This window comes from Buttiauxella sp. BIGb0471 (assembly GCF_024807715.1).
GTDB lineage: Bacteria > Pseudomonadota > Gammaproteobacteria > Enterobacterales > Enterobacteriaceae > Buttiauxella > Buttiauxella agrestis.
The window spans coordinates 78,123-102,143 of the sequence record NZ_JANUEU010000004.1 but is presented as its reverse complement, the minus strand read 5'-3'; the positions used below and the strand labels follow the sequence as shown (position 1 = coordinate 102,143).

Annotated in this window: 21 protein-coding genes, 1 tRNA gene and 1 pseudogene; 11 read left to right on the top strand and 12 right to left on the bottom strand. The window is 49.2% G+C overall.

Going from position 1 to position 24,021, the window contains the following annotated elements:
* Both M2371_RS14345 and M2371_RS14340 read right to left on the bottom strand, forming a co-directional pair.
* Nucleotides 1-243: a CopG family transcriptional regulator gene (locus M2371_RS14345; RefSeq protein WP_259268003.1), complete on the bottom strand. Its 243-nt coding sequence runs from the start codon at nucleotides 241-243 to the stop codon at nucleotides 1-3.
* 219 nt (nucleotides 244-462) lie between these two features.
* Complete coding sequence (locus M2371_RS14340) at nucleotides 463-684, bottom strand: YgdI/YgdR family lipoprotein (RefSeq protein ID WP_259268002.1); 222 nt, start codon at nucleotides 682-684, stop codon at nucleotides 463-465.
* Nucleotides 685-807: 123 nt separating this feature from the next.
* Between M2371_RS14340 and M2371_RS14335 the strand changes: the two genes are divergently transcribed.
* Nucleotides 808-1,299 (top strand): hypothetical protein, encoded by a 492-nt coding sequence (locus M2371_RS14335; protein ID WP_259268001.1) that lies wholly within the window; start codon nucleotides 808-810, stop codon nucleotides 1,297-1,299.
* 418 nt (nucleotides 1,300-1,717) lie between these two features.
* On the opposite strand, the gene M2371_RS14330 is transcribed toward M2371_RS14335, so the two are convergent.
* From M2371_RS14330 to M2371_RS14320, 3 genes are all read right to left on the bottom strand, one after another.
* Nucleotides 1,718-2,377 carry a hypothetical protein gene (locus M2371_RS14330; protein ID WP_259268000.1) on the bottom strand — a complete coding sequence of 220 codons (660 nt, stop codon included), beginning with the start codon at nucleotides 2,375-2,377 and terminating at the stop codon, nucleotides 1,718-1,720.
* Nucleotides 2,374-2,853 carry an Hcp family type VI secretion system effector gene (locus M2371_RS14325; RefSeq protein WP_259267999.1) on the bottom strand — a complete coding sequence of 160 codons (480 nt, stop codon included), beginning with the start codon at nucleotides 2,851-2,853 and terminating at the stop codon, nucleotides 2,374-2,376. The genes M2371_RS14330 and M2371_RS14325 overlap by 4 nt, the downstream gene beginning before the upstream one ends.
* A 294-nt stretch (nucleotides 2,854-3,147) precedes the next feature.
* On the bottom strand, nucleotides 3,148-3,678 hold the full coding sequence (locus tag M2371_RS14320) for a hypothetical protein (protein ID WP_259267998.1): 531 nt from the start codon (nucleotides 3,676-3,678) through the stop codon (nucleotides 3,148-3,150).
* A 129-nt stretch (nucleotides 3,679-3,807) separates the two neighbouring features.
* On the opposite strand from M2371_RS14320, the gene M2371_RS14315 reads away from it, so the two are divergent.
* From M2371_RS14315 to M2371_RS14305, 3 genes are all read left to right on the top strand, one after another.
* Entirely contained in the window at nucleotides 3,808-3,987 is a 180-nt protein-coding gene (locus M2371_RS14315; RefSeq protein WP_172893010.1) for a toxin-antitoxin system HicB family antitoxin, read from the top strand.
* 70 nt (nucleotides 3,988-4,057) lie between these two features.
* Nucleotides 4,058-4,276 (top strand): phage polarity suppression protein, encoded by a 219-nt coding sequence (locus M2371_RS14310; protein WP_310473323.1) that lies wholly within the window; start codon nucleotides 4,058-4,060, stop codon nucleotides 4,274-4,276.
* 475 nt (nucleotides 4,277-4,751) lie between these two features.
* Nucleotides 4,752-5,351, top strand: a complete 600-nt coding sequence (locus M2371_RS14305; RefSeq protein ID WP_259267997.1) for a biosynthetic peptidoglycan transglycosylase — start codon at nucleotides 4,752-4,754, stop codon at nucleotides 5,349-5,351.
* On the opposite strand, the gene M2371_RS14300 is transcribed toward M2371_RS14305, so the two are convergent.
* The 3 genes and pseudogenes from M2371_RS14300 to M2371_RS14290 form a co-directional block, all read right to left on the bottom strand.
* Nucleotides 5,271-5,954, bottom strand: coding sequence for a hypothetical protein (locus tag M2371_RS14300; RefSeq protein ID WP_259267996.1), 684 nt, complete (start codon nucleotides 5,952-5,954; stop codon nucleotides 5,271-5,273). The genes M2371_RS14305 and M2371_RS14300 overlap by 81 nt on opposite strands.
* A 10-nt stretch (nucleotides 5,955-5,964) precedes the next feature.
* Nucleotides 5,965-7,207, bottom strand: a pseudogene (locus tag M2371_RS14295) (tyrosine-type recombinase/integrase).
* A 112-nt stretch (nucleotides 7,208-7,319) separates the two neighbouring features.
* Nucleotides 7,320-7,414, bottom strand: a tRNA-Sec gene (locus M2371_RS14290).
* Between the two features lie 340 nt (nucleotides 7,415-7,754).
* Between M2371_RS14290 and yicI the strand changes: the two genes are divergently transcribed.
* Complete coding sequence (yicI, locus tag M2371_RS14285) at nucleotides 7,755-10,079, top strand: alpha-xylosidase (RefSeq protein ID WP_259267995.1); 2,325 nt, start codon at nucleotides 7,755-7,757, stop codon at nucleotides 10,077-10,079.
* Between the two features lie 90 nt (nucleotides 10,080-10,169).
* Here the strand turns inward: yicI and M2371_RS14280 are convergent, their stop codons facing one another.
* Nucleotides 10,170-10,763 carry a YhgN family NAAT transporter gene (locus M2371_RS14280; protein WP_034499233.1) on the bottom strand — a complete coding sequence of 198 codons (594 nt, stop codon included), beginning with the start codon at nucleotides 10,761-10,763 and terminating at the stop codon, nucleotides 10,170-10,172.
* 163 nt (nucleotides 10,764-10,926) lie between these two features.
* On the opposite strand from M2371_RS14280, the gene asd reads away from it, so the two are divergent.
* From asd to glgP, 6 genes are all read left to right on the top strand, one after another.
* Nucleotides 10,927-12,033 carry an aspartate-semialdehyde dehydrogenase gene (gene asd, locus M2371_RS14275; protein ID WP_172893016.1) on the top strand — a complete coding sequence of 369 codons (1,107 nt, stop codon included), beginning with the start codon at nucleotides 10,927-10,929 and terminating at the stop codon, nucleotides 12,031-12,033.
* Nucleotides 12,034-12,332: 299 nt separating this feature from the next.
* A complete protein-coding gene (gene glgB / locus M2371_RS14270) occupies nucleotides 12,333-14,519 on the top strand; it encodes a 1,4-alpha-glucan branching enzyme (RefSeq protein WP_172893017.1) in 2,187 nt (728 codons plus the stop codon).
* Nucleotides 14,516-16,498 (top strand): glycogen debranching protein GlgX, encoded by a 1,983-nt coding sequence (glgX, locus tag M2371_RS14265; RefSeq protein WP_259267994.1) that lies wholly within the window; start codon nucleotides 14,516-14,518, stop codon nucleotides 16,496-16,498. The genes glgB and glgX overlap by 4 nt, the downstream gene beginning before the upstream one ends.
* Nucleotides 16,499-16,513: 15 nt before the next feature.
* The gene (glgC, locus tag M2371_RS14260) at nucleotides 16,514-17,797 is read left to right on the top strand and encodes a glucose-1-phosphate adenylyltransferase (protein WP_034499220.1); all 1,284 of its coding nucleotides are present in this window, start codon (nucleotides 16,514-16,516) and stop codon (nucleotides 17,795-17,797) included.
* A 91-nt stretch (nucleotides 17,798-17,888) separates the two neighbouring features.
* Nucleotides 17,889-19,322 carry a glycogen synthase GlgA gene (gene glgA / locus M2371_RS14255; protein WP_034499218.1) on the top strand — a complete coding sequence of 478 codons (1,434 nt, stop codon included), beginning with the start codon at nucleotides 17,889-17,891 and terminating at the stop codon, nucleotides 19,320-19,322.
* Between the two features lie 22 nt (nucleotides 19,323-19,344).
* Nucleotides 19,345-21,792, top strand: a complete 2,448-nt coding sequence (glgP, locus tag M2371_RS14250; protein ID WP_259267993.1) for a glycogen phosphorylase — start codon at nucleotides 19,345-19,347, stop codon at nucleotides 21,790-21,792.
* Nucleotides 21,793-21,900: 108 nt separating this feature from the next.
* Here the strand turns inward: glgP and M2371_RS14245 are convergent, their stop codons facing one another.
* The 3 genes from M2371_RS14245 to glpE all read right to left on the bottom strand — a co-directional run bounded on the left by M2371_RS14245 (nucleotide 21,901) and on the right by glpE (nucleotide 23,907).
* A complete protein-coding gene (locus M2371_RS14245; RefSeq protein ID WP_034499201.1) occupies nucleotides 21,901-22,659 on the bottom strand; it encodes a DeoR/GlpR family transcriptional regulator in 759 nt (252 codons plus the stop codon).
* 22 nt (nucleotides 22,660-22,681) lie between these two features.
* Nucleotides 22,682-23,512, bottom strand: a complete 831-nt coding sequence (gene glpG, locus M2371_RS14240) for a rhomboid family intramembrane serine protease GlpG (protein ID WP_259267992.1) — start codon at nucleotides 23,510-23,512, stop codon at nucleotides 22,682-22,684.
* Between the two features lie 65 nt (nucleotides 23,513-23,577).
* A complete protein-coding gene (gene glpE, locus M2371_RS14235; protein WP_034499194.1) occupies nucleotides 23,578-23,907 on the bottom strand; it encodes a thiosulfate sulfurtransferase GlpE in 330 nt (109 codons plus the stop codon).
* Nucleotides 23,908-24,021 lie beyond the last annotated feature (114 nt).

The window sequence follows — 24,021 nt, the reverse complement described above, 5'->3', positions numbered from 1 at the left end:
TCACCATTCCTCGCGAAGTTTGCGTTCATATTCCAAACCATCAGGTGCATCTTCGCCCCAAAGACCAAATGCTTCTTTGATACTGGTTTGAGCCTGCCTTTCCAGATACTCCTCGACCGCTTCTCGTAAAAGCTCTGCTCGCGGTAAATTGCGTTTCTGTTTAAGGCTATCAAGGCGACTGATTGCCTCATCAGATAGATCCAGAAGAATTCGTCCCATCATCTCTCCAAACATCGTTACCATATATCACCTCAATATATCATCCCTGTTTAATTTTTCACCTTCCTTGTGCGTAAATAATACACAGATCAATAGGGGTTATTAACAGATTGATTTGGCAAATTTTCGTTTTTACGAGCCGCATTCCAGAACGTTTACTTTTCGGAGTTTGTCTGCAAGGAAAGGGAATAATGGGGGATGAAAATACCAGCCAGCATGTACTGGCTGGTATAAATGGCAAAATCAGTCTTTCTTAATCATCTGCACAATTTGGTCGTTATTAATCTGGCGCTCGTTGCCTTGCTGATCGGTGTAACTAATCAGGCCAGTATCTGAATCCACTAGTGGTTTCCCCTGCGTCACAATCATATCGCCTGCTTTGGTCGACATAACGTAATCGCTCGAACACGCCGTGACCGAAAGCGCCACGCCGCTTAACAGCAGAACTGCCATCAATTTTTTCATGCTGAAACATCCCTTTTAAATAAGAAGGGGATTCTACCTGCTGCGCTCAAGACAGATTGTTAAGGTGTATTACGAAGGGTTTTAGGGGGGATGGTTCAGCGTTGCCACAAAACAAAAAACCGCATGGCTAAACCATACGGGTTTTCAATTTTTTCAGGCTTAAGAGCTCAGATGCGCCTGCTTTCTGCGGGCGATATCAATAAACAAAATGCTGGCGCCAAAAGACAAACAGGACGCAATAATCAAGACAAGAAGATAGGACGTGACATAGCTATATTCTTTGTCCAGATGGGACAGTTGTTCCGATATCAGATCAATGTTTTCTACGGTGTAATTTCTGCACGCATAAAGCCCGTACCAGAAGGCGCTGAAGCCAACCAGGCACGTGTAACAGAACCAGGTGAGTTTTTTATCTATGTACTCAAGATAAAACTTTGGGTCGGAGTAGGCGACTTTGAGAAGCCCAAAAAAACAGCCAAAGTAGATGCCAATCAACCACTTCAACACATCCCAGTTCATACAAACCTCTTAAATTGCTGCTACCTGTTTCGTCAGGCATTAAAAAAGGGCTACGTGTCACGTAACCCCTTGTTTTCGTTTGTTTACGCCAGATGAGTTTTTGTGGCGGGAACAATATCGGCACAGTATGTCACATGCTGCTTCGACAAAGAAGACCGTACAGGTTGTGCAGAATAGGAAGTTCAAATTATGGGACTCTGTAAAATCCCCTATGAGAGCACTTTAAAGGGCTGCTTAATGTAGAGCATACGTCGATCTTAGAAGTGTTCGAAATAATGGGGCTGCATCTTCATATGGTAAGTGAATCTAGAGCTTGAACTTCTCTTTTAATTTATTGCTAATCGAGTAAAATATGTTTGAAATAATAAACATGACTACGGCCAAAATAGCGTGATTCAGTGTGTCTTTAATTTTGTCAAAATAGAAAAAAGAAAATATTAACAGGATAGGTGAAAAACCTATAGATACGGTAATGAACCCGTCAATGAAGAAAAATGCTATTTTTAATAAAGGGTTAAGCATTTTTTTCTCCATGAACCAAATCGGCGTAATGCTTCATTACATTATTGAATGCAGACCTATCTTTATCATGGAGAAGGATAGCGTCTTCAAAAGATTTTAACTTATCCTCAAGAATAAAATAAAGCAGGTCTAGATCACCTAACCCTCTTAACTCCCAATATATGTTAGGGTTTCTATTCAACAAGTCTCTTGAACTATATACTGCTTTGGACTGCATAGCCCCTAACGTTACAAGAGATGTGGAAATTAACCCTACAGAGGTTCTTATTAATAATCTATCAATGAAAATTTGTAAAAACTTAGATAAGGCTTGGGTCGTAAAAACAAGCTTTCCAGTTATCTGCCCTCCTATTTTATATTGGAGTTGTGACTTTTGCTCATTTGTAAGAAGACTATAATACTTGATTAAAATAACCTTAATTATTTCTGCAAGGGAGTCCTTGTTTACACCTCCTTTTTTCACGAGAAACATTAATCTTATTTTGTCATTGTTGTTATTATACCTATTTTCAGAATCAATAAAATCATAGGCAATGTAACCAATATCCTCTGGAATTTCCAATATACCTTCAATGAATCCTGATACAACTCCTGGGGTTTCACCGTTAATAGTATAATAGAGTTCTTCTGCTATACCTGTTTCACTGTTCATCCAATTCTATCTTCCCATATTGAATATGCAGATGTTGAGCAACCAATATTTTCCCAAGTAATATCTTGGTAGACTAAAGATACAATTTCTTGAGGCGACATTCCGTTGTTATTTACTGAGTGAGGATAATCATATTTAATGCTAGATATGAAAGCTTTTCCTAAACGTATTTTATAGTTATGTTCAACCCCTCCTTTAACTCCAGTTCTATAAAAGTTTAAATAAATTTCGAGTTCTTCATTTTCACTTAAACATGCACCAAGAATAGGTGAGCATTTATCAATGGGCTTAATGAATTGTACTGGATGGTGGTTGGCATTCTGTTGTCGAGTAAGAAGGTGTTGGAATGAATAAGCGAAAATTTCATCCTCATGTCCCGCCACATGCTTATTGCCAATTGATTTGACAGTGCCACATCCAGCGCTTATCAAACCATTCTTTTTCCCTTGTATAGAAACAAATATCAAACTAGACATTCTTTAGCTCCTTAAAAAATAATCTTTTCTAGCATGTAATTTGTCATGTAGTCCATAGTTTTCAGAATGTATTTATATGTACATGAAAATAATAATAAATTTATTTTTTAAGATATAGTTGGAGTCAATGGTATCCGCTGTAAATATATATTTATGTGGTATATTTTAGTTGGGGTAAATATATTTTTTAGAAGAACTTCTTTTTAGTGTGTAAATATACTGAGGGTGTTTTTTTGGAAAATAACAACATTTAAATTAAAAAGGCGGAATTGATGATAATCCGCCATTGGAAACCTAGTGAATCCCTGGTACTGATTCGCCGCTAATCATCACCAAACCTGCATCTGCGCTAACAAAGCGTGGTGCTTTTAAATCCTCGACCAGAACGTTAACCAACTCGAATAATAGCCCTGTGATGTGTTCTTTCTGCTCGGGTGACTGCTGGTGTTGCAGCAATAAGATGGTGAGTGCGGAACAATACTCGCGCAGAGTTTCGGAATCAGTAGAAAGCGGAGCACGATAATTATCGGGTTCCGCCACATCCACCGTCAGGCGCTCGATTAAATGAGCCGGTAACGGAGCTTTAAGAGCGAATTTCAACATTTCCAGCGCTGCATACAAACGCCCACAAAGCGCCATACATTCGGTGTTGTTGTCGTTTTCAATCAGCGCATCGACATGCTGCTGGCAGTTATCGAGGATCTGGAATAAATCCAGATTCGCACCAAGAGGAGTTTTGAGCAGAGCGGTAATTGCCGTTTCATTAACTGACGGCGGGCACACGATTTCAATGCAGGTGGTTGTGATACTATTGGTGTTAGCCATTGCGTTATGTCCTTAACGTTAGTGGTTAAACGCCTCGGTAGTGTTGACGCACTCCGGGGCGTTGCTGTTTATCGCGTACCGTTGTAGTGTACGTACGCGATGGAACCATATTGAGGATTACGTACGTACATGTCAACTATCAAACGTGATAAAAGCCCTAAAGGAAATGGACTATCTCCAACATTTCAGATCCGCATCACACCAGAACTGAAAGCCCAATTTGAAGTTGCAGCGAAGGATGCTGGCATGAGTTTGGGGAATTGGTTGAAGGAGCTTGGGCGGAAGGAATTGGAGCGTTTGGGGGGCTAACCTGGTCAGTACACTGTCACCGGAATTATTGGGGATTAATCAGCTTCCGGCGGCAATCCGCGAGTAGGCCATACGACGAGCGACGCATTATATCGGGGAAGCACTGCGGGATTACCTACCGACCGGCCCGGAAATTAATTACACAGCGGAAAACAGCGACATTTTGACAGCCATCGGATTCAGGCCAGATAAGGCTTCGAGGGCTGATAATCAGCAGAAATATACACCGGCACAAAACCATGTTTACGCACACCGGCAGGCAGAACTGAGCCAGCAACCACCTGCATAAAATCGACCTGAAAACCCCGCCATTTAATTCAATTAAACCATGCATTACGGTGCATGGTTTTGCATGTAAAACCCCGTATTTTTCACACCTCGTCACTCCAGTGCTGGCGCGGCTCCAGGGAGTCATACACAGGCATTAAAAGCCACCCATGAAGCGGGCAGGCGTGGCGGGGATAGCATTGCGCGCTTAGTTCTAATGCGTATCCTTTTATTTTTATATTTATTACAAAATAAAAGTTTATATAATTATTAATTTTAAGTCTGATTGTTATTTTTTTTGAGTGAAATTATACCAAACGTTTCGAAGGTTGTTATTTTATATTTGATTTAATGTGACTCTATTCATATAAACATCATTATTATTCCAAAGATTAATGCTCCTTGTGCATAAATACGTTTATATGTTTCGATTTTATTTGTGAATTTAATATGATATATTAACATTATACGAAAAGGAAAGCGGAGGCGACATGAGGATGAATTCTAATATATATATACCTAAGTTCAATCAGAGTAGGGTAAGGGATATTTTAAGAAAGGTTCATAATGATTTATTTAAAATTGATGAGCATGTTATTATTACAGAAAGTGATTTAAGTCTTGTTGAGCATTATGTCATTGTTTTAGAAGATCGTAGGTTTTTTTTGCATAGCGGTTTTGATATTAAATCCTTTATAAGGGAATTAATTAAATCGTTCACTACCTTAAGATTCAAAGGTGGTGCAAGTACTATAGATATGCAGTTTGTACGAACAATAACTGGTTATAGAGCAAGAACATTAAAAAGGAAGATTTATGAAGTATTTTTGGCTTTTATAATCAATAATCGATATTCAAAAAGGGTGATACTACACTCATACATGTGCCATGCTTATTTAGGCACAGGACTTACTGGTATAGAGCAAGCAGCAATGAAGACTTTTGAGAAGGATATATCCAGCCTCACGGAATTTGAATCCGCAATGGTAGCTTCCATGCTCCTTACCCCACAGCCCCTACTTCAGACGTCTAGATGGTACGTTAGAACTAAAAGGAGAGCGACTTATGCTATGAGCGTTAGGAAAGCGAAAAAATAAGGCTTTTAACATGAAAAAGGTAGAGAACTCATCTAAGTTTTCTTTTGTAAAATATATTTTTGTTTCATCATAAATACTGGATCTTTTCTGTCTCTTTCTTTCTTCCATGAGTTTCATTAAGTTGCTCGACTTATTTGATAGTAAGTTGAGTTTATTCATTGTGTTAGCTTTTTTGAGTTCGTTTACATCTGCGTGACGCATGTCATTATGAATGGAAACAAAGGTTTCCTGTATTTCTTTCTCAAGATAAATCGATAAATCAGTAGATTCATGAGTGAATAAAAAATGATAAAAATTATTAAGCTTATCATTCCATTCATCCTTGAGTTTTATATACCCAGCTCTTGTTGCATCCTCAACTTTTCCATCGTTAGATATTTTTTCATCTATATATATCCGCATCCTTGAAATTCTTGAACTAATAAGAGAGTTTATTTCAGCTACAACTTTTTCAAACTCCTTCAAATCTTTTTCGTTGTTTTGAAATTTTTGTTGGTATAACCAATTGTCACGTTGAAATTTGATAATTATTTTGTTACCAATAACCCCTGTGAATACCAAAGTGGTAATTGCAGTTATTAATATTTTGAATATATCAAACATACTCTAAATCCTAATTGTGTATTGCAGTGAATAACATTTCTGGATACAGCTTATTTGCATACCATTGTCGCATTTTTCTTCGATGCTCCAAATAGTTAGCATGATTATAAATGCCGCGAATGCTGTTCTTATCCACATGCGCAAGCTGCATTTCAATCCATGCACTATCAAATCCTTCTTCATGCAAGATTGTCGACATTGTGTGTCTGAAACCGTGACCTGTAGCACGTCCTTTGTAGCCAAGTAACTCAATCACTTGCGTTACGCTTTCCTTGCAGATTGGTTTGCTGCGGTTATTCCTGCCAATAAAAATGTAAGGATAATGACCGGTAATAGGCTTGAGCTGCTTAAAGAGGTCAATGACCTGAGTGGATAAGGAACGACGTGAGGCCAACGCATTTTCATCCGTTCTGCCGGTATTTCCCATAACCCTTTTTCGAGGTCTACTTCGTCCCACGTAGCAAAGCGTAGCTCTTGGGTTCGCACACCTGTAAGTATGATTATCTTCGTCGCATTCTTCGTAATAATGCTACCGGTATACGCTTCAAGGTCGCGTATAAAATGTGGCAATTCTTCGGCAGATAAAAATGGATGATGCTTTTGCTTGGGAACGGCCAGCGCGATAGCTAAATCAGCTGCAGGGTTGTATTCAGCTCTGCCGGTTATAATCGCGTAGCTAAAAACCTCTCCACAACATTGACGCACTTTTCTCGTTTTCTCTAAAGCCCCATGCTTCTCGATACGACGTAGCACTTCAAGCAATTCCAGCGGCTTAATTTCCGAGATTGGTCGGTTCCCTATGTAAGGGAAAACATCCTGCTCAAAGGTCTTAATGATTTCTTCCCGGTAGGCCACAGTCCAGCGGTCAGCTTTGTTGGTATGCCATTCTCGGCTGATAGCCTCGAAAGAGTTTCCGTGGAGAGCTGCTGTGCCAGTTTTTGAGCTTTAAGTTCTTCTACGGGGTCGATGCCGTTTCCTACCTGCTTACGCGCTGCATCACGTTTCTCGCGAGCCTCCGCAAGTGAAACGAGACTATATGAACCGAAAGACATTAGACGGGCTTTACCTGCGAACCGGTAGCGGAATCTCCAGCCTTTGCTTCAGTCGGGATTGATGAGCAGAGATAAGCCTTGTCCATCGTTTAGGGTATAGGCCTTGTCTTGGGGCTTAGCGCGGCGGATTTGTATCTCAGTCAGGGGGCATGTGTATAAGTGAATTATGTGTATAAAAAATTTATACACAATCCTATACATATTTTTCACGGATTCAGGGAGATTGTCTCGGACTGCTACGGATGGTGAGGTGATGTAACTTGATGAATTTACTGATTTTAAAATATTTTATCGGAAGGTCTCGGACAATGAGTGGCGGAAGATCACAGGAGTTGAACCTGCCCGGCACCGCTGGCGGCACCAACTGGATTTGAAGTCCAGCCGCCTCACCGGAGACGACGATCTTCCTAGCCTCGATTGCTACATGGAGGCGGTGCGCAGTATACCTGGTTTCTCCCGCTTACCAAACAATGCTTTGCCCTTTCCACAATGATTTCCTGAAAACTATTAGCCGGATCAATTAAACCGTACGAAATCCACGCGTTTAGCACTTTTGAACCCCTCTATTGAGCGACTCTGCTCACACTTATCAAGAAACGTAATCTGATAACCAGAAATTGGAATTCCGGCCCGCCTCCCGATGCTTTAAAACCTGAACTATCGAATTTTTTACACTCGCTTTTAAAGGTGATCACCAGACCCACTGGCACACCGTTTCCAAAAATTCAGTATTCAAAAGGACGGCATAATGAAAATTAGTGACGGCAATTGGCTGATTCAGCCGGGTTTAGCGCTTATCCACCCAGTGCAAGTGTTTGATGTTGAACAACAGGGCAACGAGATGGTGGTGTACGCGGGCATGAAGGATGTGCGCGAGCGGGGGAATCAGCTTGATACACCTCTGTTTACGCTGCGCTTTTTCTCCCCGCAGGAAGGGATTGTTGGTGTGCGCATCGAGCATTTCCAGGGCGCGGTGAATAACGGCCCGCATTATCCGCTTAACGTATTGCACGATGTGAAAGTGACCATGCAAAACACCGCTGAATTTGCCGAGCTGAAAAGCGGCAACCTGGCGGTGCGCGTAACCAAAGGCACTGAATGGGCGCTGGATTTCCTGCGTGACGGCGTGCGCATCACCGGTAGTGCAGTGAAGAACAACGGTTATGTGCAGGATGCGAACAGCGGTAATACGCACATGTTCGAGCGCCTGGATTTGGGCGTTGGCGAAACGGTTTACGGCCTGGGCGAGCGTTTTACCGCGCTGGTGAAAAATGGTCAGACGGTGGAGACCTGGAACCGTGATGGCGGCACCAGTACCGAGCAATCCTACAAAAATATTCCGTTCTACCTCACTAACCGTGGCTACGGCGTGCTGGTGAACCACCCGGAATGTGTCTCCTTTGAAGTGGGTTCCGAGAAAGTCTCCAAAGTGCAGTTCAGCGTCGAAGGCGAATATCTCGAATATTTCGTGATTGACGGCCCAACGCCGAAAGCGGTTCTCGACCGTTACACTCGCTTCACTGGCCGCCCGGCGTTGCCGCCAGCGTGGTCGTTTGGCCTGTGGCTCACCACTTCCTTTACCACCAACTACGACGAAGCGACGGTTAACAGCTTTATCGACGGCATGGCCGAACGCAATTTGCCGCTGCACGTGTTCCATTTCGACTGCTTCTGGATGAAAGCCTTCCAGTGGTGCGATTTTGAGTGGGACCCGGTGACGTTCCCGGACCCGGAAGGCATGTTGAAACGCCTGAAAGCGCGTGGCCTGAAAATCTGCGTGTGGATTAACCCGTATATCGGCCAGAAATCCCCGCTGTTCCGCGAAGGAATGGAAAAAGGCTATCTGCTCAAACGCCCGAACGGCGCGGTGTGGCAGTGGGATAAATGGCAGCCAGGCCAGGCGATTGTCGATTTTACTAATCCGGCGGCGTGCGAATGGTATGCAGGGCATCTGAAACGCCTGGTGCGCATGGGTGTGGATTGCTTCAAAACTGACTTCGGCGAGCGCATTCCAACGGATGTGGTGTGGCACGATGGTTCCGACCCGCAGAAAATGCACAACCATTACGCGTTCATCTATAACGAGCTGGTGTGGAACGTGCTCAAGCAAGAACTGGGCGACGAAGAAGCGGTGCTGTTTGCCCGTTCAGCCTCCGTTGGCGCACAACAATTCCCGGTTCACTGGGGTGGAGACTGCTACGCCAACTACGAATCAATGGCGGAAAGCCTGCGCGGCGGCCTGTCACTCGGCATGTCCGGCTTTGGGTTCTGGAGCCACGATATTGGCGGCTTCGAAAATACCGCTCCGGCGCATGTGTATAAACGCTGGTGCGCGTTCGGGCTGCTTTCCAGCCACAGCCGCCTGCATGGTAGCAAATCCTATCGTGTGCCATGGGCGTATGACGATGAAGCCTGCGACGTGGTGCGCCACTTCACGCAGCTGAAATCACGCATGATGCCGTATCTGTACCGTCAGGCGGCGCAGGCCGCAGAGTTCGGTACGCCGATGATGCGCGCCATGATGCTGGAGTTCCCGGACGATCCGGGCTGCGATTATCTCGACCGCCAGTACATGCTGGGCGATTCCGTGATGGTTGCGCCGGTGTTCTCGGAGGCGGGCGACGTGCAGTTCTATCTACCAGAAGGGCGCTGGACGCATTTGCTCAACAACCAGCAAGCGCAAGGTAGCCGCTGGCATAAAGAGAAGCATGATTTCCAGAGTCTGCCGGTGTACGTGCGTGACAATACGCTGCTAGCGCTGGGCAATAACGACCAGAAACCGGATTACGCGTGGCATGAAGGCACCGGCTTCCAGCTGTTTAATCTCGACGATGGGCGCGAGGCGCTTTGCGAAGTCCCGGCAGCAGACGGTTCGGTTATCTTCACGCTGAAAGTGCGTCGTGAAGGCAATACGCTGGCGGTGCAGTGCGATGGTCAGGCAAAAGACTGGACGCTGTGTCTGCGCAATATCGGTAACGTGAAAGGGGTGAAGCAAGGTAAGAGTGCTGCGGGTGAGCAGGGTGTGGTGATTACACCGGATTCGCACGAGGCGGGATTGGTTATCGAGCTTTAGTGAATGTGTCGGATGTCGCTAACGCTAATCCGACCTACGAAGAGCAGTTGTAGGGTGGATTAGCGCAAGCGACATCCATCGTTTTTTTATTTAACCCTTCATCCACACCCGCAGCCCATCCAGGAACATCTGCGTCGCCAGCATGACCAGCACCAGTCCCATCAAGCGTTCCAGTGCGTTCACGCCTTTCTCGCCCAGCAGGCGCAAGAACAGCGACGATTGCAGCAAAATCGCCACGGTGCCGCCCCAGGCCAGCAATAGCGCTATCACTAAATGGCCCATTTGATTCGGATACTGGTGCGATAACAGCATTAACGTTGCCAGCAGCGTCGGCCCGGCAACCAGCGGAATAGCCAGCGGCACAATAAATGGCTCTTCACCCGCAGGCAGGCCAGAGGCGTTCCCTTCGTGACTTGGGAAGATCATTTTAATCGCAATCAGAAACAAAATTATCCCGCCGGAAATCGACACGCTTTCTGTGCGAAGGTTAAGAAACGCGAGAATTTTTTCCCCGGCAAACAGGAATATCAGCATGATGATCAGCGCAATAAGCAGCTCGCGGATCATGATGGCCCGGCGGCGCTTCGGCTCGGTATGCTTGAGCACTGACATAAAAATCGGCAGGTTTCCCAACGGGTCCATAATCAGGATTAACAGTACTGCCGCAGAAATGATTTCGGTCATGAATAGTGTTCTCTAATAAATAACGTGTTCATTGATAAGTTGTATTTCTAATAGCGCGCATATCATTGATTAATTTCACTTGCGACTTTGGCAGCATTTTGTAATGTGGGCAGTAATCTCAATTAATGTGCACAACGCAAACACCTCTGCAGGATTAGTCGCTATGAAAAATGTTGGTTTTATCGGTTGGCGCGGTATGGTCGGTTCCGTTCTCATGCAACGCATGGTTGAAGAACGCGATTTTGACGCCATTCGTCCGGTTTTCTTCTCCACTTCTCAGCTCGGCCTCGCGGCTCCGTCTTTTGCCGGCCAGAACAACGGCACGTTGCAGGACGCATATGACCTGGAAGCGCTGAAGGCACTGGACATCATCATTACCTGCCAGGGCGGCGATTATACCAACGAAATCTATCCAAAGCTTCGTGAAAGCGGCTGGCAAGGTTACTGGATTGATGCGGCTTCTTCTCTGCGTATGAAAGATGATGCGATTATCATCCTCGACCCGGTAAACCAGCACGTTATTCAGGAAGGTCTGAACAACGGCGTGAAAACCTTTGTGGGCGGTAACTGCACCGTTAGCCTGATGCTGATGTCCCTTGGCGGCCTGTTCGCGAACGACCTGGTTGACTGGGTTTCTGTGGCGACTTACCAGGCGGCATCCGGTGGCGGTGCGCGTCATATGCGTGAACTGCTGACTCAAATGGGCCAACTGCATAGCCATGTTGCCAGCGAGCTGGCGGACCCGGCTTCGGCCATCCTGAACATCGAACGTAAAGTGACGGATCTCGCCCGTAGCGGCAGCCTGCCAACGGATAACTTTGGCGTGCCACTGGCTGGCAGCCTGATCCCATGGATCGACAAGCAGCTTGATAACGGCCAGACGCGCGAAGAGTGGAAAGGCCAGGCTGAAACCAACAAGATTCTGAACACCGGCACCGTCATTCCTGTTGATGGCCTGTGTGTCCGTGTTGGCGCACTGCGCTGCCACAGCCAGGCGTTCACCCTCAAACTGAAAAAAGATGTCTCTCTGCCAACTATCGAAGCGATGCTGGCCGCCCATAACGATTGGGTGAAAGTGGTGCCAAACGACCGCGATATCACTATGCGTGAACTGACGCCTGCGGCAGTCACCGGCACATTAACCACACCTGTCGGGCGTTTGCGTAAGCTGAACATGGGGCCGGAGTATCTTTCTGCCTTCACCGTCGGCGACCAGCTTTTGTGGGGTGCGGCGGAACCGTTACGTAGAATGTTGCGCTTGCTCGCATAATTACACTTACTCACCAAAGGGGCATTGCAGCCCCTTTTTTTATCACGTCATATATCCTTCATACTTCACGTTATGGATGTGTTGGTTGCACTCCGTCACCCCATAACGTGAATTATTTGGGTATACATGAAGCGTATGACTTTAGTTCATTAATTTTCGGGAGCAAAACAGAGCGTTGGCTATGCTTTATTCAGGGCGTTAAACCGCCATGAAAATTAGTTGGGCGGAACGGCTTGCAGGAAAACAATGTTATTGCCGTCCGTTAGGGTCAATGAATGACAAAAAACAGGACGAATGCCATGTCTGTTCATCCAGAAAAAGACGTGATAAATGCGCTAATTGCGGGTCATTTTGCTGATCCTTTTTCTCTGCTGGGAATGCATAAAACAGAAGCCGGGCTGGAAGTACGCGCCCTGTTACCCAACGCCACAGAAGTCTGGGTTATCGATCCTAAAACCGGTGGGAAGGTCGGTAAATTAGAGTGTATTGATTCTCGTGGTTTCTTTTGCGGGGTTATTCCCCGGCGTAAAAATCCTTTTCGTTACCAACTGGCTGTCGTCTGGCATGGCCATGAAAATCTCATTGATGATCCCTATCGCTTTGGGCCGCTAATTCAGGAAATGGATAGCTGGCTGTTGTCCGAAGGTACCCATTTACGCCCTTACGAAACGCTCGGTGCACACGCCGACACCATGGATGGCGTCACCGGCACGCGCTTTTCCGTATGGGCACCCAACGCGCGCCGCGTCTCGGTTGTGGGTCAATTCAACTATTGGGATGGCCGTCGCCACCCGATGCGTTTGCGCCGTGAAAGCGGGATCTGGGAACTCTTTATTCCAGGTGCTCACCCTGGGCAGTTATATAAATTCGAGCTTATCGACACCGACGGGCATCTGCGCCTAAAGGCTGACCCGTATGCGTTTGAGTCGCAAATGCGCCCGGAAACGGCGTCGCTGATTTGTGGCCTGCCAGAAAAAACCACGCTGAGCCCAGCGCGGCAACGCGCCAACGGCTTTGACCAGCCGATCTCAATTTACGAAGTGCATCTCGGTTCCTGGCGTCGTCATACCGACAATAATTTCTGGCTGAGTTATCGCGAACTGGCAGACCAACTGGTGCCATACGTGAAAGAGATGGGCTTTACGCACCTCGAACTGCTGCCGATTAACGAACATCCGTTCGACGGCAGTTGGGGCTACCAGCCACAAGGGATGTATGCGCCGACGCGCCGTTTCGGCACGCGTGACGACTTCCGCTATTTCATTAATGCCGCACATGCTGCGGGCCTGAATGTGCTGCTGGACTGGGTTCCAGGGCATTTCCCAACGGACGACGCTGGCCTTGCGAAATTCGATGGCACCTCGCTTTATGAACACGGCGACCCGCGTGAGGGTTATCACCAGGACTGGAACACGCTGATTTATAACTATGGACGGCGTGAAGTCAGCAACTATCTGGTCGGTAACGGGCTGTACTGGATTGAGCGTTTCGGTATTGACGGTCTGCGCGTTGATGCGGTGGCATCAATGATTTATCGCGACTACAGCCGCCAGCCCGGTGAGTGGATACCTAACGATAAAGGCGGGCGCGAAAACCTCGAAGCTATCGAATTCCTGCGTAATACCAACCGTATTATCGGCGAGCAAACGCCGGGAGCGGTGACGATGGCGGAAGAATCCACCGACTTTGCAGGCGTGTCGCGCCCGGCTTCAATGGGCGGCTTAGGTTTCTGGTTTAAATGGAACCTCGGCTGGATGCACGACACCCTCGACTATATGAAACTCGACCCGGTGCATCGCCAGTATCATCACAACAAAATGACCTTCGGCATGCTGTACAACAGCACTGAAAACTTCGTGTTGCCGTTGTCGCATGACGAAGTGGTCCACGGCAAAAAATCCATTCTCGACCGTATGCCGGGTGACGCGTGGCAGAAGTTTGCCAACTTGCGTGCGTACTACGGCTGGATGTGGGCTTTCCCTGGCAAGAAACTGCTGTTTATGGGCAATGAATTCGCCCAGGGCCGCGAGTGGAACCACGACAGTAGCCTCGACTGGCATTTGCTGGAAGGCGGCGACAACTGGCACCACGGTGTGAAACGCCTGGTCCGCGATTTAAACCACACTTATCGCCATCACGCTGCAATGCATGAGCTGGATTTCGACAGCTACGGCTTTGAATGGCTGGTGGTCGAAGACAACGTGAATTCGGTGTTTATCTTTGTGCGCCGGGATTCGAAGGGCAATGAAATCATTGTTGCCAGTAACTTTACCCCGGTGCCGCGTTACAACTATCGCTTTGGCATTAACCAGCCGGGGCGTTGGCGCGAAGAGCTGAACACGGATTCGATGCACTATCACGGCAGTAACGCCGGGAACAGTGGCGCGGTGCACAGCGATGAGATCCCAAGCCACGGTCGCGAGCACTCCCTGAGTCTGACACTGCCGCCGCTTTCGACTATCTGGTTGGTAAGGGAGGCTGAATGACACAACTCACTGCCGGAAACTCCGCGCCTTACGGCTCGTTTTATGATGGAAAAGGGGTGAACTTCACCCTGTTTTCCGCAAATGCTCATAAAGTCGAACTGTGCGTGTTCGACGAACACGGTCACGAGCAACGCTATGATTTGCCAGTGCGAACCGGAGATATCTGGCACGGCTATTTGCCTAACGCCAAACCCGGTTTGAAGTACGGCTACCGCGTGCATGGGCCGTGGGAACCGCACAACGGCCACCTTTTTAATCCGGCAAAATTGCTGCTCGACCCTTGCGCCCGCGTGGTGGTGGGTGGAGTTGAGCATCATCCCCATTTGCATGGCGGTTATGACGAACCGAATCTGGAAGACAGTGCCCCGCATATGGCGAAATGCGTGGTGGTGCAGGATAAGTTTGACTGGGAAGACGATGAATATCCGCGCACTGCGTGGGGCGATACCGTTATTTACGAAGCTCATGTTCGTGGCCTGACGCTGCTTCACCCAGGCATTCCCGAAGAACTGCGCGGAACTTACGCCGCACTTGGCCATCCGGTGATGATTAACTACTTCAAACGCCTGGGGATTACGGCGCTGGAGCTGTTGCCGGTGGCGCATTTTGTTAGCGAGCCGCGCGTTTCACACCTCGGACTGAGCAACTACTGGGGCTACAACCCGCGCTCTATCTATGCCGTCGAAGGTTATTACGCGGTGAATCACGATCCGCTCAGTGCCGCCAATGAGTTACGTGGCGCGATTAAAGCGTTACACAGCGCGGGTATCGAGGTGATTCTCGACATTGTGCTCAACCACAGCGCGGAACTGGATCGCGATGGCCCGACCCTCTCACTAAGCGGAATCGATAACCGTAGCTATTATTGGTTAATGGAGAATGGCGATTACCAGAACTGGACGGGTTGCGGTAATACGCTGAATTTGAGTACGCCAGGCGTGGTCGCCCAGGTTGTGGATTGCCTGCGCTACTGGGTTGATAGCCTGCATGTTGACGGCTTCCGTTTTGATTTGGCGTCGATCATGGGGCGCACGCCGGAGTTTCGCCAGGATGCACCGCTATTTGAAGCCATCAAAAACGATCCGGTATTGTCGCAAATAAAACTGATTGCTGAACCCTGGGATATTGGCCCAGGCGGTTATCAGGTCGGCAACTATCCGCCGTTATTTGCGGAATGGAATGACCATTTTCGTGATGGCATGCGGCGTTTCTGGCTGCGACAAGATCTATCGTTAGGAGGATTCGCGTGCCGCTTTGCCGGTTCGAGCGATGTGTATCGTCGAGGCGAGCGTAAGCCTTCAACCAGCATCAATTTAATCACGGCGCATGATGGTTTCACGCTGCGTGACTGTGTCAGCTTCAATCAAAAACACAATGAAGCAAACGGTGAAGATAACCGTGATGGCACCAACAATAACTACAGTAACAATTACGGCTTCGAAGGGCTGGAAGCCTCGTTGTATATCAAAGAACGGCGGCGCGACAGTGTTCACGCCTTGCTGACATTGTTACTGCTTTCCCAGGGCACGCCGATGCTTTTGGCCGGTGACGAACATGGTCACAGCCAGCACGGTAATAACAACGCTTACTGCCAGGATAACCAACTGACATGGCTTGACTGGGAGCATTGTAACGATGGCTTAACCACATTTACCGCGGCATTGATTCATCTACGCAAGACGATTCCGGCGCTAACCCAGAATGTCTGGTGGGAGGACGGTGATGGCAATGTTCGCTGGTGGAATAAAGAGGCTCAGCCTCTGAGTGCTGACGAGTGGGAAAACGGCGTTCATCGCCTGCAAATCCAGCTTTCAGAACGTTGGCTTATTACGATTAACGCTACCGAAGAAGTGGCCGACATCGTATTACCCGAAGGGGAATGGCGCGCCATTCCTCCGTTTGCCGGCGAAGACAACCCGGTGGTGATGGCTGTATGGCATGGTCCGGCGCACGGAGTCTGCGTATTCCAGAAGTCATAAAAAAAGGAGTCAGTCATGGTTAGGCTTGATAAGAACGATCCTCTGATGTTGGCAAGACAACTGCCAAATAAATCTGTCGCCCTGATTCTGGCTGGTGGGCGCGGTACCCGATTGAAAGATTTAACCTCTACACGCGCCAAGCCTGCCGTTCACTTTGGTGGCAAGTTCCGAATCATTGATTTCGCGCTGTCGAACTGCATTAACTCGGGTATTCGCCGCATCGGCGTTATCACCCAATATCAGTCACATACGCTGGTGCAGCATATTCAGCGTGGCTGGTCGTTTTTCAGTGAGGAGATGAACGAATTTGTCGATTTGCTCCCGGCGCAGCAGCGGGTACACGGTGAAAACTGGTATCGCGGTACGGCGGATGCGGTGACGCAAAACCTCGACATTATTCGCCGCTACAAAGCGGAGTATGTGGTTATCCTCGCGGGCGATCACATCTACAAGCAAGATTATTCACGCATGTTGATTGACCACGTGGAGAAAGGGGCGCGTTGTACGGTGGCATGTATGCCAGTGCCGCTGCACGAAGCTTCGGCCTTTGGCGTGATGGCGGTGGATAGCGAAGAGAAAATTATCGAATTCGTGGAAAAGCCGGCCAACCCGCCGTCGATGCCAGGCGATGATAGCAAAGCGCTCGCCAGCATGGGGATCTACGTTTTCGATGCAGATTATCTCTACGAACTACTGGAAGCGGACGACAAAGACGAAAACTCAAGCCATGACTTCGGGAAAGATATCATTCCGTACGTCATGAAATCCGGTTCGGCCTTCGCTCATCCATTCCCGCTTTCTTGCGTGCAGTCTGACCCTGATGCCGAGCCATACTGGCGCGATGTCGGGACGCTGGAAGCCTACTGGAAGGCCAACCTCGACCTCGCATCGGTAACGCCGGAACTGGATATGTACGACCAGGAATGGCCGATCCGTACTCATATGGAACCGTTGCCTCCGGCGAAATTTGTGCAAGACCGCTCGGGCAGTCACGGCATGACGCTGAACTCGTTGGTTTCTGGCGGCTGCATTATTTCCGGTTCGGTGGTGGTTCAGTCGGTGTTGTTCCCGCGAGTGCGCGTCAATTCGTTTTGCAACATTGACTCTTCAGTATTGCTGCCAGATGTCATTGTCGGGCGCTCCTGCCGTTTACGCCGTTGCATTATCGACCGCGCCTGCGTCATTCCTGAAGGCATGGTAGTGGGGGAAAACGCTGAGGAAGATGCACGCCGTTTCTACCGTTCCGAAGAAGGTATTGTGCTGGTGACACGGGAAATGCTGGCCAAATTGCCAGGTTAGGATTGACCTCCGCGCAGCAGGGGCTGCGCGTTGTAATTTTATCGTTTGGCGTTTGATTTTTTACGCCACGACTTTCCATACGGGAGCGATAATGCAGGTCTTACATGTATGTTCTGAAATGTTTCCACTGCTAAAAACGGGTGGTCTGGCAGATGTGCTTGGTGCTCTACCGGCGGCACAAATTGCAGGAGGTGTTGAGACGAGAGTCCTGCTGCCTGCATTCCCGGATATCCGTCGTGGCATTGTTGATGCGCAGGTTGTCGCACATCGTGACACCTTCGCGGGTCATATGACTTTGTTATATGGCCACTTCAACGGCGTGGGGATTTACCTGATTGACGCTCCACATTTATACGAACGCCCAGGCAGCCCGTATCACGATACTAATCAGTTCGCTTACACCGATAACGTGCACCGTTTTGCGTTGCTCGGATGGGTCGGCGCTGAGATGGCTTGTGGTCTGGATCCCTTCTGGCACCCGGATATTGTGCATGCACATGACTGGCATGCGGGCCTGGTACCAGCGTATCTCGAGGCCCGTGGTCGCCCGGCAAAGTCGGTATTTACCGTTCACAACCTGGCTTACCAGGGGCTGTTTTACGCCCATCATATGAATGAAATTGACCTGCCATGGTCGTTCTACAACATGAACGGCCTGGAGTTTAACGGTCAAATTTCGTACTTGAAAGCTGGCCTTTACTATGCTGATCATATTACGGCGGTCAGCCCGACGTATGCCCGTGAGATAACCGAGCCGCAATTTGCCTACGGCATGGAAGGGCTGTTGCGCCAGCGCCACCGCGAGGGACGGCTGTCCGGCATTCTTAACGGCGTGGACGAAAAAATTTGGGACCCGGCTCATGACTTGCTTCTGGCTTCGCGTTACACCCGCGATACGCTGGAAGAAAAAGCCGAGAACAAGCGTCAGTTGCAGGTGGCGATGGGGCTGAAGGTTAACGACAAAGCGCCGCTGTTTGCGGTAGTGAGCCGTTTGACCAGCCAGAAAGGTTTGGATTTGGTGCTTGAAGCGTTGCCGGGATTGCTCGAGCAAGGCGGGCAACTGGCGTTGCTGGGCGCGGGTGATACCGTCATGCAGGAAGGTTTCCTGGCGGCGGCAGCTGAGCACCCTGGGCAAGTTGGGGTTCAAATCGGTTATCACGAAGCGTTCTCGCACCGCATTATGGGGGGCGCAGATGTGATTCTGGTGCCGAGCCGTTTTGAGCCTTGTGGTTTAACGCAATTGTATGGTTTGAAGTACGGGACTTTGCCGCTGGTGCGGCGTACGGGTGGGCTTGCAGACACCGTATCTGACAGCTCGCTGGAAAACCTGGCTGACGGTATCGCCAGTGGATTCGTGTTTGAAGACAGTAATGCCTGGTCGCTGCTAAGAGCGATTCGGCGTGCCTTCGTGTTGTGGTCTCGCCCTTCGCTGTGGCGGTTTGTTCAGCGTCAGGCAATGGGCATGGATTTTAGCTGGCAGGTAGCGGCGCATTCCTACCGCGACTTGTACCAACGTTTGCTGTAAACATCCACCAGGAATCACTGATATGAACGCACCCTTTTCCTATGCTTCACCGACGCTCAGTATTGAGGCGTTAAAGCACTCAATAGCTTATAAACTGATGTTTACGGTTGGGAAAGACCCTGCCATTGCGAACAAGCATGAGTGGCTCAATGCCACATTATTTGCCGTTCGTGACCGGTTGGTAGAACGCTGGCTGCGTTCAAACCGTGCTCAGCTTTCCCAGGAAGTTCGCCAGGTTTACTATCTGTCGATGGAGTTTTTGATTGGCCGCACTCTTTCTAATGCACTGCTTTCATTAGGCATTTATGAAGATGTCAAAAATGCGCTGGAAGAGATGGGGCTTGATCTCGAAGAGTTGATTGACGAAGAGAACGACCCCGGCCTCGGCAATGGCGGGTTAGGTCGTCTCGCCGCCTGTTTCCTCGATTCATTGGCAACGCTTGGTTTGCCTGGCCGCGGTTACGGTATTCGCTACGACTACGGCATGTTTAAACAAAATATCGTTGATGGCCGCCAGAAAGAGTCCCCGGATTATTGGCTCGAATACGGTAATCCTTGGGAATTTAAACGCCACAATACGCGCTACAAAGTGCGTTTTGGCGGGCGTGTGCAAATGGAAGCGAAGAAATTCCGCTGGGTAGAAACCGAAGAGATTTTGGCGGTGGCGTATGACCAGATAATCCCTGGCTACGACACCGATGCGACTAACACGCTGCGCCTGTGGAATGCGCAGGCGAGTAGCGAAATCAACCTGGGTAAATTTAACCAGGGCGATTATTTCGCTGCGGTAGAAGATAAGAACCATTCGGAAAACGTCTCTCGCGTGCTTTACCCGGATGACTCGACCTATTCAGGTCGGGAACTGCGTTTGCGTCAGGAATATTTCCTCGTCTCCTCCACCGTGCAGGACATTCTCAGCCGCCATTACCAGCTACATAAAACCTACGACAATCTGGCGGATAAAATCGCCATTCACCTTAACGACACGCACCCGGTGTTGGCGATCCCTGAGCTGATGCGTTTGCTCATCGACGAGCATAAATTCACCTGGGAAGATGCGTTTGAAGTCACCTGCCAGGTGTTCTCGTACACCAACCACACGCTGATGAGCGAGGCGCTGGAAACCTGGCCGGTAGACATGTTAGGTAAAATTCTGCCGCGCCATTTGCAGATCATCTTTGAGATTAACGACTACTTCCTGAAAACCTTGCAGGAGCAGTATCCGAACGATACCGGCCTGCTGGGGCGCACCTCGATTATTGATGAATCGAACGGACGTAAAGTCCGTATGGCGTGGCTTGCGGTGGTCGCCAGCCATAAAGTGAACGGCGTTTCTGAGCTGCACTCCAACCTGATGGTGCAGTCGCTGTTTGCCGATTTCGCCGCGATCTTCCCGATGCGTTTTTGCAACAAAACCAATGGTGTTACGCCGCGCCGCTGGCTGGCACTGGCGAACCCGCCGCTTTCAGAAGTGCTGGATGAAAATATCGGCCGCACCTGGCGTACCGATCTCAGCCAACTGAACGATCTGAAGCAGCATATTGATTACCCGACCGTGCACCAGGATGTGCGCAGGGCGAAGCTGGCCAACAAGAAGCGCCTGGCAAGTTACATCGGCCAGCAGCTCAATGTGGTGGTGAACCCGAACGCGTTATTTGATGTGCAAATCAAACGTATTCACGAGTACAAACGCCAGCTGATGAACGTGCTGCACGTGATTACGCGCTACAACCGCATCAAGGCCGATCCAACAGCCGATTGGGTGCCGCGCGTGAATATCTTCGCCGGTAAAGCGGCGTCAGCGTATTACATGGCGAAGCACATCATTCATCTCATCAATGATGTGGCGACGGTGATCAACAACGATCCGGTTGTGAAAGATCGTTTAAAAGTCGTATTCATCCCAAACTACAGCGTTAGCCTGGCGCAGATCATTATTCCGGCGGCGGATCTCTCCGAGCAGATTTCGCTGGCGGGAACGGAGGCTTCCGGCACCAGTAACATGAAGTTTGGCTTGAACGGTGCGCTGACTATCGGCACGCTCGACGGTGCAAACGTTGAAATGCTGGAGCACGTTGGCGCGGATAATATCTTTATCTTCGGGAATACGGCGGAAGAGGTCGAAACGCTGCGGCGTAAAGGCTATAAGCCGCGTGAATATTACGAACAAGATGAAGAGCTGCATCAGGTGCTGACGCAAATCGGTACCGGAACGTTCAGCCCGGATGAGCCAACGCGTTACCGTGACCTGCTGGATTCACTGATTAACTTTGGTGACCACTATCAGGTGCTGGCAGATTACCGCAGCTATGTGGATTGCCAGGACAGGGTAGATGAGCTGTATCGCCAACCGGAAGAGTGGACGATTCGCACCATGCACAATATCGCCAATATGGGTTATTTCTCGTCAGACAGGACGATTCAGGAATACGCCGATGAGATTTGGCATATTAAGCCGGTGAGATTGTAATTATTCCCCTCACCCTAACCCTCTCCCCAAAGGGGCGAGGGGACTAGCCCGATATTCCCCCTCTCCCTCAGGGAGAGGGCCGGGGTGAGGGTTGTTCTCACGCAAATATCAGCACAACTCCAGTTGCACGTTATTCTCGGCAATCACCTGCATCACGCCTGCGGGCGGCATCATATCGGTATAAACCTGGTCGACAAGGCTAATACTGCCAAGATTCACCATCGCATTACGGCCAAATTTAGAGTGATCCACCACCAGCATGACGCAGCGCGAGTTTTCAATAATCGCGCGTTTGGTGCGAACTTCGTGGTAATCAAATTCCAGCAGCGAGCCGTCGCCGTCGATGCCGCTGATCCCCAGAATGCCGAAATCCAACCTGAACTGAGAGATAAAATCGAGCGTCGCTTCGCCGATAATTCCGCCGTCGCGGCTGCGTAACTCGCCACCCGCCAGAATAATACGGAAGTCTTCTTTAACTTTGAGCGTATTCGCCACGTTCAGGTTGTTGGTCACGACGCGCAAATTGCTGTGGTTTAGCAACGCATGAGCGACCGCTTCTGGCGTGGTGCCGATATCAATAAACAGCGTCGCGCCATTTGGGATTTGGCTGGCCACCTTTTGCGCGATGCGCTCTTTTTCCGCCGTTTGAGTCGCTTTGCGGTCATGCCACGGTGTATTCACAGAACTTGAAGGCAGTGCCGCGCCTCCGTGGTGGCGCATGATCAGGTTCTGGTCAGCCAGATCGTTGAGATCGCGGCGAATGGTTTGCGGGCTAACCGCAAACTGCTCAACCAGCTCTTCTGTGCTGACATAACCCTGTTTTTTAACCAGTTCGACAATCGCATCATGACGTTGTGTTTGCTTCACGCTGTTTTATTCTCCTGAAATGCTATGTTCGTTTTCGCGCATGCATTGTATCAACCAGCGCCATCGCCAGGCCAACAACCAGGCCGGTGATGTGTGCAGCGTTGGCGATAGACATTCCTAAAACATCGAAAAATCCTATCACAATCCACAATATCGCAAAGGCTAACAGGCCGCGTTGCATGTAGATGCCGCTGTCGGGGTCACGTTCGCCACGCAGCCAGACATAACCCATTAATGCGTATACCACACCGGATAAGCCACCAAACAGCGGGCCGCCGAATTTCGCCTGCACGAAACCGCTCAGAAGCGCTGAAACGAGCGTCAACGTAATGAGTTTACCGCTGCCGAGGCGCTTTTCCACCGGGCCGCCGAGATACCACCACCACAGCAAGTTAAAGGCGATATGCATAATAGAAAAGTGCATCAACGCATGGCTGAAGTAGCGCCACAGCTCGTAGTGCAAACTCTCTTTATACGGCCAGGCTAACCAGGTCATGACGGCACGATCGCCCATCACCTGCATCATCAGGTAAACCAGCACGCAGGCAGACATAATCACCATAGTGAATGGCCCGGCTTTCTGAGTAATGGTGGCGAGGAAAGGGTAGCGTTGGTACTGCAAGCCGCTGCCGGTGTGGCCCGTGTTCCAGCTTGCCGCCAGATAACGTGCATCACCGGGATTCGCGAGGAACTGTTCAAGCTCGGCACGAACGTGAGATTCCTGGCTGTCGTTCGCCAGCCAGATATCACTTTGCTCATGCCGTTGAATCGTGAGGATAATCCCCTGCGTCGCCATATAGTCGACAAATGCCTGCGCGACTCGCGGGTTGGCAAACGAGGTAATCATGATCATAAGGTTTCAACTAAATCCGTATAAAAAAAATGATTATACCTGCAACGCCACCATTTCCTGACGACTTAAGACGCGCCGTGTTCGACTTCTGCCGGGAAATGGCGATGCCAGGCGTCAAAACCACCGTCGACGCTATACACCTGGTCATAACCTTGTTGCAGCAGATATTGCGCCGCACCTTTGCTGCTATTGCCGTGATAGCACATCACCATCACTGGCGTTTCAAAATCGGTTTGCTGCATAAAGGCAACCAAACGATCGTTAGTCAGATGAAACGCGCCCGGCGTGTGGCCCATCGCAAAGCTCTGCGGATCGCGGATATCAACTAATACAGCCAGGTTGTGCTGCAACTTCTGGTGCGCTTCTTCCACACCAATACATTCAAACGTTTCCATGGATTTGCTCGTAATTTTATTAAATTGGCTTACGCCATATTAAGGGAATCTGCCCTCTGGCCGCTGATATTAACGCCATTATGTTATCCATATCACGCAGTAATGTTTTTTTTT